The 13,907-nt window shown below is 72.2% G+C and carries 10 protein-coding genes; 8 read left to right on the top strand and 2 right to left on the bottom strand.

The features are described 5' to 3' along the window. The first annotated feature begins 34 nt into the window (after positions 1 to 34). From ACZ6IM_RS29695 to ACZ6IM_RS29710, 4 genes are all read left to right on the top strand, one after another. The gene (locus tag ACZ6IM_RS29695) at positions 35 to 1,336 is read left to right on the top strand and encodes an aminotransferase class III-fold pyridoxal phosphate-dependent enzyme (RefSeq protein ID WP_469560597.1); all 1,302 of its coding nucleotides are present in this window, start codon (positions 35 to 37) and stop codon (positions 1,334 to 1,336) included. Positions 1,337 to 1,375: 39 nt separating this feature from the next. Continuing rightward, a complete protein-coding gene (locus ACZ6IM_RS29700; RefSeq protein WP_469560600.1) occupies positions 1,376 to 3,349 on the top strand; it encodes an IucA/IucC family protein in 1,974 nt (657 codons plus the stop codon). A 29-nt stretch (positions 3,350 to 3,378) separates the two neighbouring features. Next, positions 3,379 to 4,104, top strand: coding sequence for a GNAT family N-acetyltransferase (locus ACZ6IM_RS29705; RefSeq protein ID WP_469560602.1), 726 nt, complete (start codon positions 3,379 to 3,381; stop codon positions 4,102 to 4,104). A 232-nt stretch (positions 4,105 to 4,336) separates the two neighbouring features. Beyond that, the gene (locus ACZ6IM_RS29710) at positions 4,337 to 6,331 is read left to right on the top strand and encodes an ATP-dependent DNA helicase (protein ID WP_052840123.1); all 1,995 of its coding nucleotides are present in this window, start codon (positions 4,337 to 4,339) and stop codon (positions 6,329 to 6,331) included. Between the two features lie 141 nt (positions 6,332 to 6,472). Here the strand turns inward: ACZ6IM_RS29710 and lexA are convergent, their stop codons facing one another. Continuing rightward, a complete protein-coding gene (lexA, locus tag ACZ6IM_RS29715) occupies positions 6,473 to 7,252 on the bottom strand; it encodes a transcriptional repressor LexA (protein ID WP_003973219.1) in 780 nt (259 codons plus the stop codon). Between the two features lie 563 nt (positions 7,253 to 7,815). Here lexA and nrdR point away from each other — a divergent pair. The 3 genes from nrdR (at position 7,816) to ACZ6IM_RS29730 (ending at position 12,499) form a co-directional block, all read left to right on the top strand. Further along, positions 7,816 to 8,364 (top strand): transcriptional regulator NrdR, encoded by a 549-nt coding sequence (gene nrdR, locus ACZ6IM_RS29720; RefSeq protein WP_052840120.1) that lies wholly within the window; start codon positions 7,816 to 7,818, stop codon positions 8,362 to 8,364. Positions 8,365 to 8,532: 168 nt separating this feature from the next. Then, positions 8,533 to 11,436, top strand: coding sequence for a vitamin B12-dependent ribonucleotide reductase (locus ACZ6IM_RS29725; protein WP_052840118.1), 2,904 nt, complete (start codon positions 8,533 to 8,535; stop codon positions 11,434 to 11,436). A 202-nt stretch (positions 11,437 to 11,638) separates the two neighbouring features. Next, positions 11,639 to 12,499 (top strand): alpha/beta fold hydrolase, encoded by an 861-nt coding sequence (locus ACZ6IM_RS29730; RefSeq protein ID WP_052840116.1) that lies wholly within the window; start codon positions 11,639 to 11,641, stop codon positions 12,497 to 12,499. 102 nt (positions 12,500 to 12,601) lie between these two features. Here ACZ6IM_RS29730 and ACZ6IM_RS29735 read toward each other — a convergent pair whose 3' ends face one another. Then, positions 12,602 to 13,135, bottom strand: coding sequence for a TerD family protein (locus ACZ6IM_RS29735; RefSeq protein ID WP_052840112.1), 534 nt, complete (start codon positions 13,133 to 13,135; stop codon positions 12,602 to 12,604). A gap of 157 nt (positions 13,136 to 13,292) precedes the next feature. On the opposite strand from ACZ6IM_RS29735, the gene ACZ6IM_RS29740 reads away from it, so the two are divergent. Next, on the top strand, positions 13,293 to 13,907 hold the full coding sequence (locus tag ACZ6IM_RS29740; RefSeq protein ID WP_052840110.1) for a YdbC family protein: 615 nt from the start codon (positions 13,293 to 13,295) through the stop codon (positions 13,905 to 13,907).

Genomic DNA, 13,907 nt, shown 5'->3' on the forward strand with positions numbered 1-13,907 from the left:
CTGTGCGTCCGGAGGCGGGAAGGCCGGGCCGGTGGTGACGCGGGAGCCCGCGGGCGGGGCGTCCACGCGGGCGCACGCCGGACACGAGGGGGTCGGCCGCGGGAGCACTGCGGTACGGAGCGGCGCTTCGGGGCGCCGGCAGGCGCGTGAACCCGCCGCGCGTACCTACGCGCGCGCCCTCCCGGTCGTACCCGTCCGGGCCCGGGGACTCACCATCGAGGCCGCCGACGGCCGCCGTTACCTGGACTGCGTCTCCGGTGCGGGCACCCTGGCCCTCGGCCACAACCACCCGGTCGTCCTCGCGGCGATCCGCACGGTCCTCGAATCGGGCGCCCCCTTGCACGTCATGGACCTCACCACCCCCGTCGAGGACGCCTTCGTCACCGAACTGCTGCGCACGCTGCCGCCGGGACTCGCCGACCGCGCGCGGGTGCGGTTCTGCGGCCCGACCGGCACGGACCCGGTCGCCACCGCCGCCGCGCTGGTCCGCGCCGCCACCGGACGGACCCGGGTGGTCACCTTTGCCGACGGCCACGAGCCGGTTCTCGACGCCCTCGAGCCGGGGCAGGCGCCACCCGCCGGGCTCCTCCTGGAACCGGTCCGGAGCGAGGCCGGGGTGCACCCGACGCCGGACTCCCTGGTACGGCACGTGCGCGCCCGCGCCGCCGAACGGGCCGTCCCGCTCATCGTCGACGAGACCGGGACGGGCGTCGGCCGGACCGGTGCCTACTGGGCCTTCGAGCACAGCGGAGTCACACCCGACGTGCTGATCCTCGCCAAGGCGATCGGCGGCAGCCTGCCGCTGGCCGTGGTGGTCCACCGCGACGACCTGGGGGGCCCGGACCGGCACGATGGAGCCGGTGCGGGCGCCTTCCGCGGCAACCAACTCGCCCTGGCCGCGGGCGCCGCCACCCTCGCCCACGTCCGCGAACAGCGGCTCGCCGAACACGCCGCCGCGCTGGGCGGCCGGATGCTGATGCGACTGCGCGCCCTGGCCGCGGAGTTCGGGTGCGTGGGCGACGTGCGCGGGCGGGGCCTGATGGCCGGGATCGAGCTGGTGGCGCCGGACGGTGCGCCCGACAGCCCCGCCCACGGTGCCCGCCCCGGCGCCTCCGCCGAACTCGCCACCGCCGTCCGTCAGGAGTGCCTGCGCCGCGGGCTGATCGTGGACGTCACGGGCCCGCGCGCGAACGTCGTACGGCTGCTGCCGCCGCTCATCGTCACCGAGGGGCAGATGTCGGCCGTCCTGGACCGACTCGCCGACGCCGTACGGGCGGTGGACCGCCACCACCCCGGCGACCCTGCCCCGTTACGCGGGGAGCGCACCCCGAGATGAGACCCACCCCCAGGACACGGCCCGCCAGGAGGACCCGCGTTGCACACCGACTCCGCCCCCGAACCGGTCCCGGCGGCCGCCTCCGCACCCGGCGCCCCGGCCGCTCCCGGGTCTGCTGAACCTGCGCAGGGAGCCTTTCCCGGCCCGCGTTCCGCACCGCTCGCCCGCCACGGCACGGCCGACCCCTCGGCCCACCTCGAACCGTACGCCGTCGCGCAGGCCGCGGGCACGGAGAACCTGATCCGCTGCTGGGCCCGCGAGGCCGACGTGTCCGCCCCCGACGACGGCGTCCTCCGCGTGCCGCTCCCGGCCTCCGGTACGGCCCTCGTCGTTCCCGTGCACTACTGGTCCCCGACCGGCCGGCACCGCTTCGGCCCCCCGCGGCTGACCGGCGCCCCCGACGCGGCGCCGCCCGTGGACGCGGTCACGCTCGCCGCGCTGCTCGCGCGCGAGACGGCCGGTGCCCCGGGGCCCGACGGTCCCGACCTCGTCGCGCGCGTCGCCGACTCCGTCCGCCGCACCGCCGTATTCCTCCGGGACCGTGCGGAAGGAGCCGCTCCCGAAGGTCACCGCGACGGTCCGGGAGACCGCAGCGGACCCGACCGCTTCCTCGCCGCCGAGCAGGCGCTTCTCCTCGGACACCCGCTGCATCCCACCCCGAAGAGCCGTGAGGGCCTCACCGAGGCCGAGGCCCACCGGTACTCACCGGAACTGCGCGGGTCCTTCCCCCTGCACTGGCTGGCCGTCGCCCCCTCCGTGCTCGCCACCGACTCGGCCTGGACCGAACGCGGGCGCCCGGTCACCGCTCCCGCGCTCACCGCACGCCTCGCCGCTGACGGGCCGGCGTCGGCGGACGGTCCGGTGCCGCCGGACGGGTTCGCCCTCCTGCCCCTGCACCCCTGGCAGTTCCGCGCGGTGCTGCACCAGCCGGACCTCGCCGGTCTGCTGGACGCCGGTCTGGTCAGGGACCTCGGCGCCGGAGGCGCGGCATGGCACCCCACGTCCTCCGTGCGCACCGTCCACCGCAGCGGTGCCCCCGCCATGCTCAAGCTCTCGCTGGCCGTGCACATCACCAACTCCCGGCGGGAGAACCTCCGCAAGGAGTTGCACCGCGGCGTCGAGGTCCACCGGCTGCTGCGCCGCGGCCTGTCCCGGCAGTGGAGGGCGGCCCACCCGGACTTCGACATCGTCCGCGACCCGGCCTGGCTCGCCGTCGACGGACCGGACGGCACGCCCGTGCGGGGCCTCGACGTCGTGGTCCGGCACAACCCCTTCCGGCCCTCGGACGACGTCTGCTGCGTGGCCTCTCTCGTCGGGCCGAGGCCGCACACCCGCGCGGAGGACGAGGCCCCGGGGCACCGCGGAACCGGGAACGGCGGGTCCGGCACCGCCGCGCGCACCCGGCTGGCCGAGGTCGTCACGCGGCTCGCCGGACGGACCGGCCGCCCGCGCGAAGCCGTCGCCGTGGAGTGGTTCCTGCGCTACCTCCACCGCGTCGTACGTCCCGTCCTGTGGCTGGACGCCCGCGCGGGCATCGCCCTGGAGGCGCACCAGCAGAACACGCTCGTCCTGCTGGACGCCGACGGCTGGCCCGCGGGCGGCCGCTACCGCGACAACCAGGGCTACTACTTCCGCGAGTCCCGGCGCACGGAACTCGACGCCCGGCTGCCCGGGATCGGAGCGCGCAGCGACACGTTCGTGGCCGACGAGGTCACCGACGAGCGCTTCGCCTACTACCTCGCCGTCAACAACGTGTTCGGTCTCATCGGCGCCTTCGGTTCCGAGCGTCTCGCCGGGGAGGGAACGCTGCTGGCCGCCTTCCGCCGCTTCCTCGGCGAGCTGGCCTCGGGGCCCTCACCGCTGGGCGGCCCGCTCCCGGCGTACCTCCTCGACTCGCCGGTCCTGCGCTGCAAGGCGAACCTGCTGACCCGGCTGCACGGCCTCGACGAACTCGTCGGCCCGGTGGACACCCAGTCCGTCTACGTCACCATCGCCAACCCCCTGTACGCCTGAGCGGGCCGCCCTCCCGAAGGAGCGACACTGTGAATCCGACCGACGCGAGCGCCGAGGACACCCTGGACCTGCACCTGCCCGAGGAGTTCGTCGCCCTCTTCCGCACCGCGGGGAGCGACACCGCAGGGAACAGCCGGGTGGAGACGGAAGCGGCGACGGAAGCGGCGACCGCACGCGCGCGTGAGGACCTCCTGGACGGCCTCGCCGACTGGGGACCGAGCGACACCGCCGCGGGCGTCTTCCACCTGGTCCCCGTCGACGTCGACCGGGACGTGGCGCTCATCGCTCGCTGGATGAACGACCCCGCCGTCGCCGCGTACTGGGAGCTGACCGGACCGCGGAGCGTGACCGCCGACCACCTACGGGCCCAGCTGGCCGGGGACGGACGCAGCGTCCCGTGCCTCGGCATGCTGGACGGGGTGCCGATGAGCTACTGGGAGATCTACCGGGCCGACCTCGATCCGCTGGCCCGGTACTGCCCCCTCCGGCCGCACGACACCGGCGTCCACGTGCTGATCGGCGAGGACGCCGACCGCGGGCGGGGACTCGGGACCGAGCTGATCAGGGCCGTCGCCGACCTCGTCCTCGCGGGGCGCCCCGCCTGCACACGCGTGCTGGCCGAACCGGACGTGCGCAACCGGTCGTCCGTCGCGGCGTTCCTCGGCGCCGGGTTCCGGCTGGCGGCCGAGGTGGACCTGCCCGCCAAGCGCGCCGCCCTCGTGATCCGCGAACGGGCGGCGCGGGAGTCTCCGTGACCCGCCGAGTCCTTTCGCGCCTTGCCTCTGCGGTGCCGCCGGCCGCCTCTGCGGTCCCGTCTGCCGCCACTGCCGCCCCGCCACCGCCTCTGCCGCCCCAGCAGCCGCCCCGTTCAGCCGGGCACCCGCCCCAGGAGCCTCCCTTGCCCCGCCTGTCCCCACCGTCGCTCCCGCCCCACGCACCCGCCTTGCCGACCCGTTTGTCAGTCCCGGGCCGTAGGGTGGTCGCGCTATGACGAAGCCCTCACTCCCCGAACTCCTGCACGCCGCCGTCACCGCCGTCGGCGGTACGGAGCGTCCCGGCCAGGTGGCCATGGCCGAAGCCGTCGAGGAAGCCATCGACGGCGGCTCGCATCTGCTGGTCCAGGCCGGCACCGGCACCGGTAAGTCGTTGGGCTACCTGGTGCCCGCCCTGGCGCACGGGGAGCGGGTGGTCGTGGCCACGGCGACCCTGGCCCTGCAGCGCCAGCTGGTCGAGCGGGACCTGCCCCGCACGGTGGATGCGCTCCACCCGCAGCTGCGCCGCCGCCCGGAGTTCGCGATGCTCAAGGGCCGGTCGAACTACCTGTGCCTGCACCGGCTGCACGAGGGCGTCCCGCAGGACGAGGAGGACGGCCTCTTCGACCAGTTCGAGGCCGCCGCCCCCACCAGCAAGCTGGGCCAGGACCTGCTGCGGATGCGCGACTGGGCGGACGAGACGGAGACGGGCGACCGCGACGACCTGACGCCCGGCGTCTCCGACCGCGCCTGGGCGCAGGTGTCGGTGTCCTCCCGGGAGTGCCTGGGCGCCTCGAAGTGCGCCTACGGCGCCGAGTGCTTCGCCGAGACGGCCCGTGAGCGGGCCAAGCTCTCGGACGTCGTCGTGACCAACCACGCGCTGCTCGCGATCGACGCCATCGAGGGCGCGCCCGTCCTGCCGCAGCACGAGGTGCTGATCGTCGACGAGGCGCACGAGCTGGTCTCCCGGGTCACCGGGGTCGCCACCGGCGAGCTGACCCCCGGCCAGGTCAACCGCGCGGTCCGCCGCGCCGCCAAGCTGGTCAACGAGAAGGCCGCCGACCAGCTCCAGACCGCCGCCGAGGGCTTCGAGCGGCTGATGGAGCTGGCGCTGCCGGGCCGCCTGGAGGAGATCCCGGAGGACCTGGGCTACGCGCTGATGGCTCTGCGGGACGCCTGCCGTACGGTCATCTCGGCGATCGGCACCACCCGTGACAAGTCCGTGCAGGACGAGGACGCGGTCCGCAAGCAGGCGCTGGCCTCCGTGGAGTCCGTGCACGACGTCGCCGAGCGGATCACGAACGGTTCCGAGTGGGACGTCGTCTGGTACGAACGCCACGACCGGTTCGGCGCCTCGCTGCGGGTCGCTCCGATGTCCGTCTCCGGACTGCTGCGCGAGAAGCTCTTCACCGACCGCTCGGTGGTCCTGACCTCCGCGACCCTGAAGCTGGGCGGCGACTTCAACGGCATCGGGGCGTCGCTCGGCCTCGCTCCCGAGGGCACCGAGGGCGACGACGTGCCCCAGTGGAAGGGCGTCGACGTGGGCTCGCCCTTCGACTACCGCAAGCAGGGCATCCTCTACGTCGCCAAACACCTGGCCCGCCCCGCCCGGGACGGCGACCGCGGCGACATGCTCGACGAGCTCACCGAGCTGATCCAGGCGGCGGGCGGCCGCACCCTGGGCCTGTTCTCCTCGATGCGCGCGGCCCAGCTGGCCGCCGAGGAGCTGCGCTCGCGGATCCCCGAGTACCCGATCCTCCTCCAGGGCGAGGAGACCCTCGGCGAGCTGATCAAGAACTTCGCCGCCGACCCGCGGACCTGCCTCTTCGGCACGCTGTCACTGTGGCAGGGCGTCGACGTGCCAGGGCCGAGCTGCCAACTGGTCGTCATGGACAAGATCCCGTTCCCGCGTCCGGACGACCCCCTGATGAGCGCCCGCCAGAAGGCGGTGGAGGAGGCCGGGGGCAACGGCTTCATGGCGGTCGCCGCCACGCACGCCGCACTGCTCATGGCCCAGGGCGCGGGCCGGCTGGTCCGCGCGTCGGGCGACCGCGGGGTGGTCGCCGTACTGGACCAGCGGCTGGCGACGGCCCGGTACGGCAGCTATCTGAAGGCGTCGCTGCCCGACTTCTGGTTCACCACGGATCGCCACCAGGTCCGCAAGTCGCTGGCCGCGATCGACGCGAAGGCCAGGCAGACCGAGGACGCCGAGCAGGCCGAGGACGACTGAGCGCGGCCCACGCTCCGGGCAGCCGTCCCCCTCCGGGACCGTCCGACTCCGGACAGCGCTGGGCCCCGGGACCGGCGCAGAGGTCCCGGGGCCCGGTCGGATCGGCGGGGCGCTCTCGCGCGTACCCGCCCGCCGTGGCGCTCAGACGCGACGCAGTACGGCCACCACCTTGCCGAGGATGGTCGCGTCGTCACCGGGGATCGGCTCGTACGCCGAGTTGTGCGGGAGGAGCCAGACGTGGCCGTCCTCGCGCTTGAAGCGCTTGACGGTGGCCTCGCCGTCGAGCATGGCCGCCACGATGTCGCCGTTCTCGGCGACCGGCTGGCGGCGGACGGTGACCCAGTCGCCGTCGCAGATCGCGGCCTCGATCATCGAGTCGCCGACGACCTTCAGGACGAACAGCTCGCCGTCACCGACCAGCTGCCGGGGGAGCGGGAAGACGTCCTCGACGGACTCCTCGGCCAGGATCGGACCACCGGCGGCGATACGGCCGACCAGCGGGACGTACGAGGCGGCCGGCTTGCCGGCGGTGTCCGTGGGCTGCACCGAGGCGGCCTGGTCGGAACCGCGCACCTCGTAGGCGCGCGGGCGGTGCGGGTCCCGGCGCAGGAAGCCCTTGCGCTCCAGTGCCATCAGCTGGTGCGCCACCGACGAGGTGCTGGAAAGGCCGACGGCCTGGCCGATCTCCCGCATCGACGGCGGGTACCCGCGGCGCTGCACGGAGTCGCGGATGACCTCGATCACCCGGCGCTGGCGGTCGGTGAGTCCCGAGCTGTCCGCCCGGATGCCGGGAGGTCGCCCCGGCAGGGAGCGCTTGTGCCCCTCGGGATTCGCGGCGTCGCTCATCGCGTGCACCGGCTCAGGTCGGCCCTGGGGGCGTTCCTGGGCAGTGATGGTGGCACTGTCGGCGGTGGTGGTCACGTCGGCCCCTCTCGATGGTCTCCCTGCTGCACAACGGTAGTAGCTTTCGAAAGGTTGCGCCAAACACACGTTCGAGTGAAAAAACGCGAATCGCTCGCTCGTCTTGCATGTCTGGGTGTATGGCTACCGTGGCGCCTGGCGGACAAAAGGGCTCATTGCTGTACTCTTCACCGCCGTGGTGACAACCTCCGGGATGTCGCTCCAGTCTGCCATCCGGCATCCCGTTCGACGGCGCGGGTCTCCCATCTGTTGCGGTAGCCCCACGTCCCCTCCCCGCGGTGCCCACGGTATCTCCGCATGCCTCCGGGCGATACGGCCGCGACACGGCCGTGCGAGGCGTGGAGCGGCCAGGGTGGCCGCGCACGCACAGGCGCGACACGCGTGCAGGGCGTGTATGTATGGGCCAATCCCCACATCTAGTGGTTGGATAGCGAGAGCAGCCCACAAGTTGTGGTCCCCCGGGTCTTCGAGCCCGCCGCGATCGCCTATGCTGGGGGCTGCTTCGAGGGGCCTGAAGGGCCTTTCGAGGCTGTTGAGTCTGCTGTGAGGAGGGTTCGGAGTCCATGCACTGCCCCTTCTGCAGGCACCCCGACAGCCGTGTCGTCGACAGCCGTACGACCGACGACGGCACGTCGATCCGCAGGCGCCGCCAGTGCCCTGACTGCTCCCGTCGGTTCACGACCGTGGAGACGTGCTCGCTCATGGTGGTGAAGCGGTCCGGGGTCACCGAACCGTTCAGCCGGACCAAGGTGATCAACGGTGTGCGCAAGGCCTGCCAGGGCCGGCCCGTCACCGAGGACGCGCTCGCCCAGCTCGGCCAGCGGGTCGAGGAGGCGGTGCGGGCCACCGGAAGCGCCGAGCTGACCACCCACGACGTGGGGCTGGCCATCCTCGGACCGTTGCAGGAGCTCGACCTCGTCGCCTATCTGCGATTCGCCTCCGTCTATCGGGCGTTCGACTCGCTCGAGGACTTCGAGGCCGCGATCGCGGAACTGAGGGAGACGACGGGGCACCCCGGCGAAGACGACGACGCCGGCGCGGGGAGCCAGGAGAACGACCGCGGGTCCACGGGGGCAGGACAGGTCCCCGAGCCCGCAGGCGCCGCCGACTGATCGGCGGGCCGGACCCGGACTTCGGCGCCCGGGCCCGGCCGGACGGCGGCGAGTGAACAAGACCTGTTGCGGGCGGCGCGAGAGATGCCCGCAACACCAGACAGAACACCGTGCCCACGGGAACAATCGGGGCACTTCAGGGCGTTTTCGCCCGTACAGGGAGGCGGCATGACAGAGACGGCGAGCGGTCCGGCACGGAGTTCCCGCGCCAAGGGCACCAAGGCGGGCAAGGGACTCCGCGTCGAGCGCGTCCACACCACTCCCGGCGTCCACCCCTACGACGAGGTGGCCTGGGAACGCCGTGACGTCGTCATGACCAACTGGCGCGACGGCTCGGTCAACTTCGAGCAGCGTGGCGTCGAGTTCCCCGAGTTCTGGTCGGTGAACGCGGTCAACATCGTCACCAGCAAGTACTTCCGGGGCGCCGTCGGCACCCCGCAGCGCGAGGTGAGCCTGCGGCAGCTCATCGACCGCATCGTGAAGACGTACCGGAAGGCCGGTGAGGACAACAAGTACTTCGCCTCGCCCGCCGACGCCGAGATCTTCGAGCACGAGCTGGCCTACGCCCTCCTGCACCAGATCTTCAGCTTCAACAGCCCGGTGTGGTTCAACGTCGGCACGCCCCAGCCGCAGCAGGTCTCCGCCTGCTTCATCCTGTCCGTCGACGACTCCATGGAGTCGATCCTCGACTGGTACAAGGAAGAGGGCATGATCTTCAAGGGCGGCTCGGGCGCCGGCCTGAACCTCTCCCGGATCCGCAGCTCCAAGGAGCTGCTCTCCTCCGGCGGCAACGCCTCGGGACCGGTCTCCTTCATGCGCGGCGCCGACGCCTCCGCCGGCACCATCAAGTCCGGCGGCGCCACCCGCCGCGCGGCCAAGATGGTCATCCTCGACGTCGACCACCCCGACATCGAGGACTTCATCCAGACCAAGGTGAAGGAAGAGGAGAAGATCCGCGCCCTGCGCGACGCGGGCTTCGACATGGACCTGGGCGGCGACGACATCACGTCCGTCCAGTACCAGAACGCCAACAACTCGGTCCGGGTGAACGACACGTTCATGAAGGCCGTGCAGGACGGCGGCAAGTTCGGTCTGACGTCCCGCATGACGGGCGAGGTCATCGAGGAGGTCGACGCCAAGGCGCTCTTCCGCAAGATGGCCGAGGCCGCCTGGGCCTGTGCCGACCCCGGCATCCAGTACGACGACACCATCAACGCCTGGCACACCTGCCCGGAGTCCGGCCGCATCAACGGCTCGAACCCGTGCAGCGAGTACATGCACCTGGACAACACGTCCTGCAACCTCGCCTCGCTGAACCTGATGAAGTTCCTGAAGGACGACGGCAAGGGCAACCAGTCCTTCGACGCCGAGCGCTTCTCCAAGGTCGTCGAGCTCGTCATCACCGCGATGGACATCTCCATCTGCTTCGCGGACTTCCCGACCCAGAAGATCGGCGAGAACACCCGCGCCTTCCGCCAGCTCGGCATCGGCTACGCCAACCTCGGCGCCCTGCTGATGGCGACCGGCCACGCCTACGACTCCGACGGCGGCCGCGCCCTGGCCGGCGCCATCACCTCCCTGATGACCGGCACGTCGTACCGCCGCTCCGCCGAACTCGCCGCGATCGTCGGCCCGTACGACGGCTACGCCCGCAACGCCAAGCCGCACCTGCGGGTCATGAAGCAGCACTCCGACGAGAACGCCAAGGCCGTCCGCATGGACGACCTCGACACGCCGATCTGGGCCGCCGCCACCGAGGCCTGGCAGGACGTGCTGCGCCTCGGCGAGAAGAACGGCTTCCGCAACTCCCAGGCGTCCGTCATCGCCCCGACCGGCACCATCGGTCTCGCGATGTCCTGCGACACCACCGGCCTCGAGCCCGACCTCGCGCTGGTCAAGTTCAAGAAGCTGGTCGGCGGCGGCTCGATGCAGATCGTCAACGGCACCGTCCCGCAGGCCCTGCGCCGCCTGGGCTACCAGGAGGAGCAGATCGAGGCGATCGTCGCCCACATCGCCGAGCACGGCAACGTGATCGACGCCCCCGGTCTGGCGCACGAGCACTACGAGGTGTTCGACTGCGCGATGGGCGAGCGCTCCATCTCCGCGATGGGCCACGTCCGCATGATGGCCGCCATCCAGCCCTGGATCTCCGGCGCCCTCTCCAAGACGGTCAACCTGCCGGAGTCGGCGACCGTCGAGGACGTCGAGGAGGTCTACTTCGAGGCGTGGAAGATGGGCGTCAAGGCGCTCGCCATCTACCGCGACAACTGCAAGGTGGGCCAGCCCCTCTCCGCCAAGACCAAGACGGTCAAGGACACGGAGAAGGCGGAGATCACCGAGAAGACCGAGGCGGCGATCCGCGAGACGGTCGAGAAGGTCGTCGAGTACCGCCCGGTCCGCAAGCGCCTCCCGAAGGGACGCCCCGGCATCACCACGTCCTTCACCGTCGGCGGCGCCGAGGGCTACATGACCGCCAACTCCTACCCGGACGACGGTCTCGGCGAGGTCTTCCTCAAGATGTCCAAGCAGGGCTCGACCCTCGCGGGCATGATGGACGCCTTCTCCATCGCGGTCTCCGTCGGCCTCCAGTACGGCGTGCCGCTGGAGACGTACGTCTCGAAGTTCACCAACATGCGCTTCGAGCCGGCCGGCATGACGGACGACCCGGACGTGCGGATGGCGCAGTCGATCGTCGACTACATCTTCCGTCGCCTGGCGCTGGACTTCCTGCCCTTCGAGACGCGCTCCGCGCTCGGCATCCACTCCGCCGAGGAGCGTCAGCGCCACCTGGAGACCGGTTCGTACGAGCCGTCCGACGACGAGATGGACGTCGAGGGCCTTGCCCAGTCGGCGCCGCGGGCCCAGGAACTGAAGGCCGTCGCCACGCCGAAGGCCGAGGTCGAGGCCGCCAAGCCCGCTCCGCAGCAGGCGCACACCAGCGCCGAACTGGTGGAGATGCAGCTGGGCATCCAGGCCGACGCCCCGCTCTGCTTCTCCTGCGGCACGAAGATGCAGCGCGCCGGCTCCTGCTACATCTGCGAGGGCTGCGGCTCGACCAGCGGTTGCAGCTGATCTGTGGGTTGACCTGCGGGTGACCTGCGCGTGATCCGCGGGTCCAGAAGGGGGCCGGCCATCGGCCGGTCCCCTTCTGCGTGTGCCGGGGATCCGACCACACTCACCTCCGGCACACGGTTCACCCGTGAGCGATGACTTCGGGCGCCGGATCGGGTCTGCACTGTGACACACCCGACCCACGACACCTTCCGGGGTTCCGATGGCAACAGTCAGCGTCAATGAGATCGCCTTGGGCATCGAGTCGTTCGGTGACGACGACGCGCCACTCGTCCTGCTCGTCGGCGGGACGACGATGCTCTCGTGGCCCGACGCGCTCTGCGAGCGCCTCGCCGCCGGCGGGCGCCGCGTCGTCCGCTACGACCTGCGCGACAGCGGAGAGTCGACCACGGCGGACCCGGAGGCGCCCACCTACACCCTGCGCGACCTCGCCGCCGACGCGGCCGCCCTACCCGACGCGCTCGGCTCCGGGCCCGCGCACCTGGCCGGCATCGGCGTCGGAGGAATGGTCGCGCAGGTGGCCGCGCTCGACCACCCGGGCGCGTTCACGGCGCTCACGCTGGCCGGCACCCGCCCCGTCGCGCCCGGCCCGCCGGACGACGACCTTCCCGACCACGACCGGGCGACGATGAGGCGTCTGTTCGCGCGGCCGAAGCCCGACTGGACCCACCGCGAGGCGGTGGCCGAGTTCGCCGCCACCGGCGCCGAGGTCCTCGGCAACGACCCCGCCGCCGCGCGCGCGACCGCCGCGCGCGTCTGGGACCGCACGCCCGGCACCGCCGTCCCGGTCCAGACGGCCAACCAGCTGGGCATGGTGTTCTCCAGGCTCGACTGCGCACCCCGCTGGCGTGAGCGCCTGCCCGAGATCGAGATCCCCACGCTCGTCGTCCACGGTCGCCGCGACCCGTTCTTCCCCGTCGGCAACGGCGAGGCGATCGCGCGCGAGATTCCCCGGGCCCGGCTGCTCGTGCTGGAGGAGGCCGCCACCGCGATCCCCGAGGCGGCGGTCGGCGAGGTCGCCGAGGCGATGCTTGCGCTCGGCCGCGGGACGGGCGGAACGTGACGGGACGCCATCCCGGCGCACATGGGCTTGCACGAACGCGCGAGCGCATGTGTAAGGGGCGCTCGCCCTGGCGAGGCGCCCCTTACCTACGTCCGTGCGCCGTCACGGCCGGCGCGCCGTTCCCATCACCCTGGTGAACGTCGCCGGGTCTCCCTCGAAGCCGTGCACGCCGGCCCGGAACTCCCACGCCCCCGACTCGTCCCGGACGAACTCCGCGACCGTCGCCGCGGTGGCGCCCGGGACGCCGGCGAAGTCCTCCGCGGCCAGGTCGGTGTAACCCTCACGGATACGCAGGCCCGGGTTGACCACGTCGCCGAAGGACCGGTCCTCGGTGTGCTGCTGTATGGCGACGCCCACCACCACGCGCGAGTACCGGGCGTCCAGCCGCTCCAGCTCCAGTGTCATGACCTCGTCGAAACCGAAGCCCTTGCCGTCCTTGCTGTCCCGGTTGAGATAGATCGTGCCGTCCGGCGAGCGGCTGTCGAAGTGCACCACGTAGGCGGGGGCGCCGTGCGGATCGTCGGCCGGATAGGTCGCGGCGACGAGATCCAGGTCGGTGGGCGGCTGTCCCGCCGGACTCGGGTCCCACCGCAGCGCGACCTCGACCTTGCCCATGCCCTTGCTGAGGCCGTTCACAGACTTCCCCTTCCCAGGTCCCCCGCCCTGCCCGGCCTCCTGAACTGCCGGACGATGACGGCCGGTTGTCCATCCTGCCACGCACCGGGACGAGGGCGCGGGCAAGCGGTCCTCCGGAGAGCGACCGGCGCCGGGTTCCTGGCCTTACCATGGCGCGGTGCTGGTCAAGTGGATTCGCTGCACCGTGGTGGACCGCCGCGGTTTCGAGCGGGGGCAGCGGAAGTGGGCGGGGCTTCCGGGGGAGCCGGGTTTTCGGGGGCAGGGGGGTGGCTGGAGCCGGGGGCGGCCGGACGTGGCGCACGTCTTCGCCTTCTGGGAGAGCCGTGCCTTCTACGACTCCTTCATGGCCCGCTCCCACGACAGGCTGGCCTCCGCGCAGGCGGGCACCTTCAAGGACGCCCAGGTCAGGCTCTTCGACTACCGGTTCGACGTGAAGACCGGGTTCGAGCCGCGCTTCACCGACGCCGACCTGCTGCGGGTGGCGCTGTGCCGGGTCCACGAGGAAAGGGCCGAGCACTACGTCCTCATGCAGGAGAAGGTCTGGAACCCGGCGATGGCCGGCTCGCCCGGCATGATCCGCGGCCTGTTCGGCGAGGCACCGGGCAACGGGTACAACGAGTACCTCGTGCTGTCCATGTGGCTGTCGGCCGCCGAACACGGGAAATACCGCACCGAGCGGGTGGAGCGGCTCGCCCTGCGCGCCCAGACGGAGGCCGACATCTCGGCGCTGACGGGCGACATCGTGCAACTGGAACCCTCCTGGACCGTTTGA

The organism is Streptomyces sp. NPDC042336, from assembly GCF_055581985.1.

Excerpts from the sequence above, each read along its gene's own strand:
- ACZ6IM_RS29710 (WP_052840123.1), top strand. The coding sequence starts at position 4,337 with ATGACGAAGCCCTCACTCCCCGAACTCCTGCACGCCGCCGTCACCGCC.
- ACZ6IM_RS29725 (WP_052840118.1), top strand. The coding sequence starts at position 8,533 with ATGACAGAGACGGCGAGCGGTCCGGCACGGAGTTCCCGCGCCAAGGGC.
- nrdR (WP_052840120.1), top strand. The coding sequence starts at position 7,816 with ATGCACTGCCCCTTCTGCAGGCACCCCGACAGCCGTGTCGTCGACAGC.
- ACZ6IM_RS29730 (WP_052840116.1), top strand. The coding sequence starts at position 11,639 with ATGGCAACAGTCAGCGTCAATGAGATCGCCTTGGGCATCGAGTCGTTC.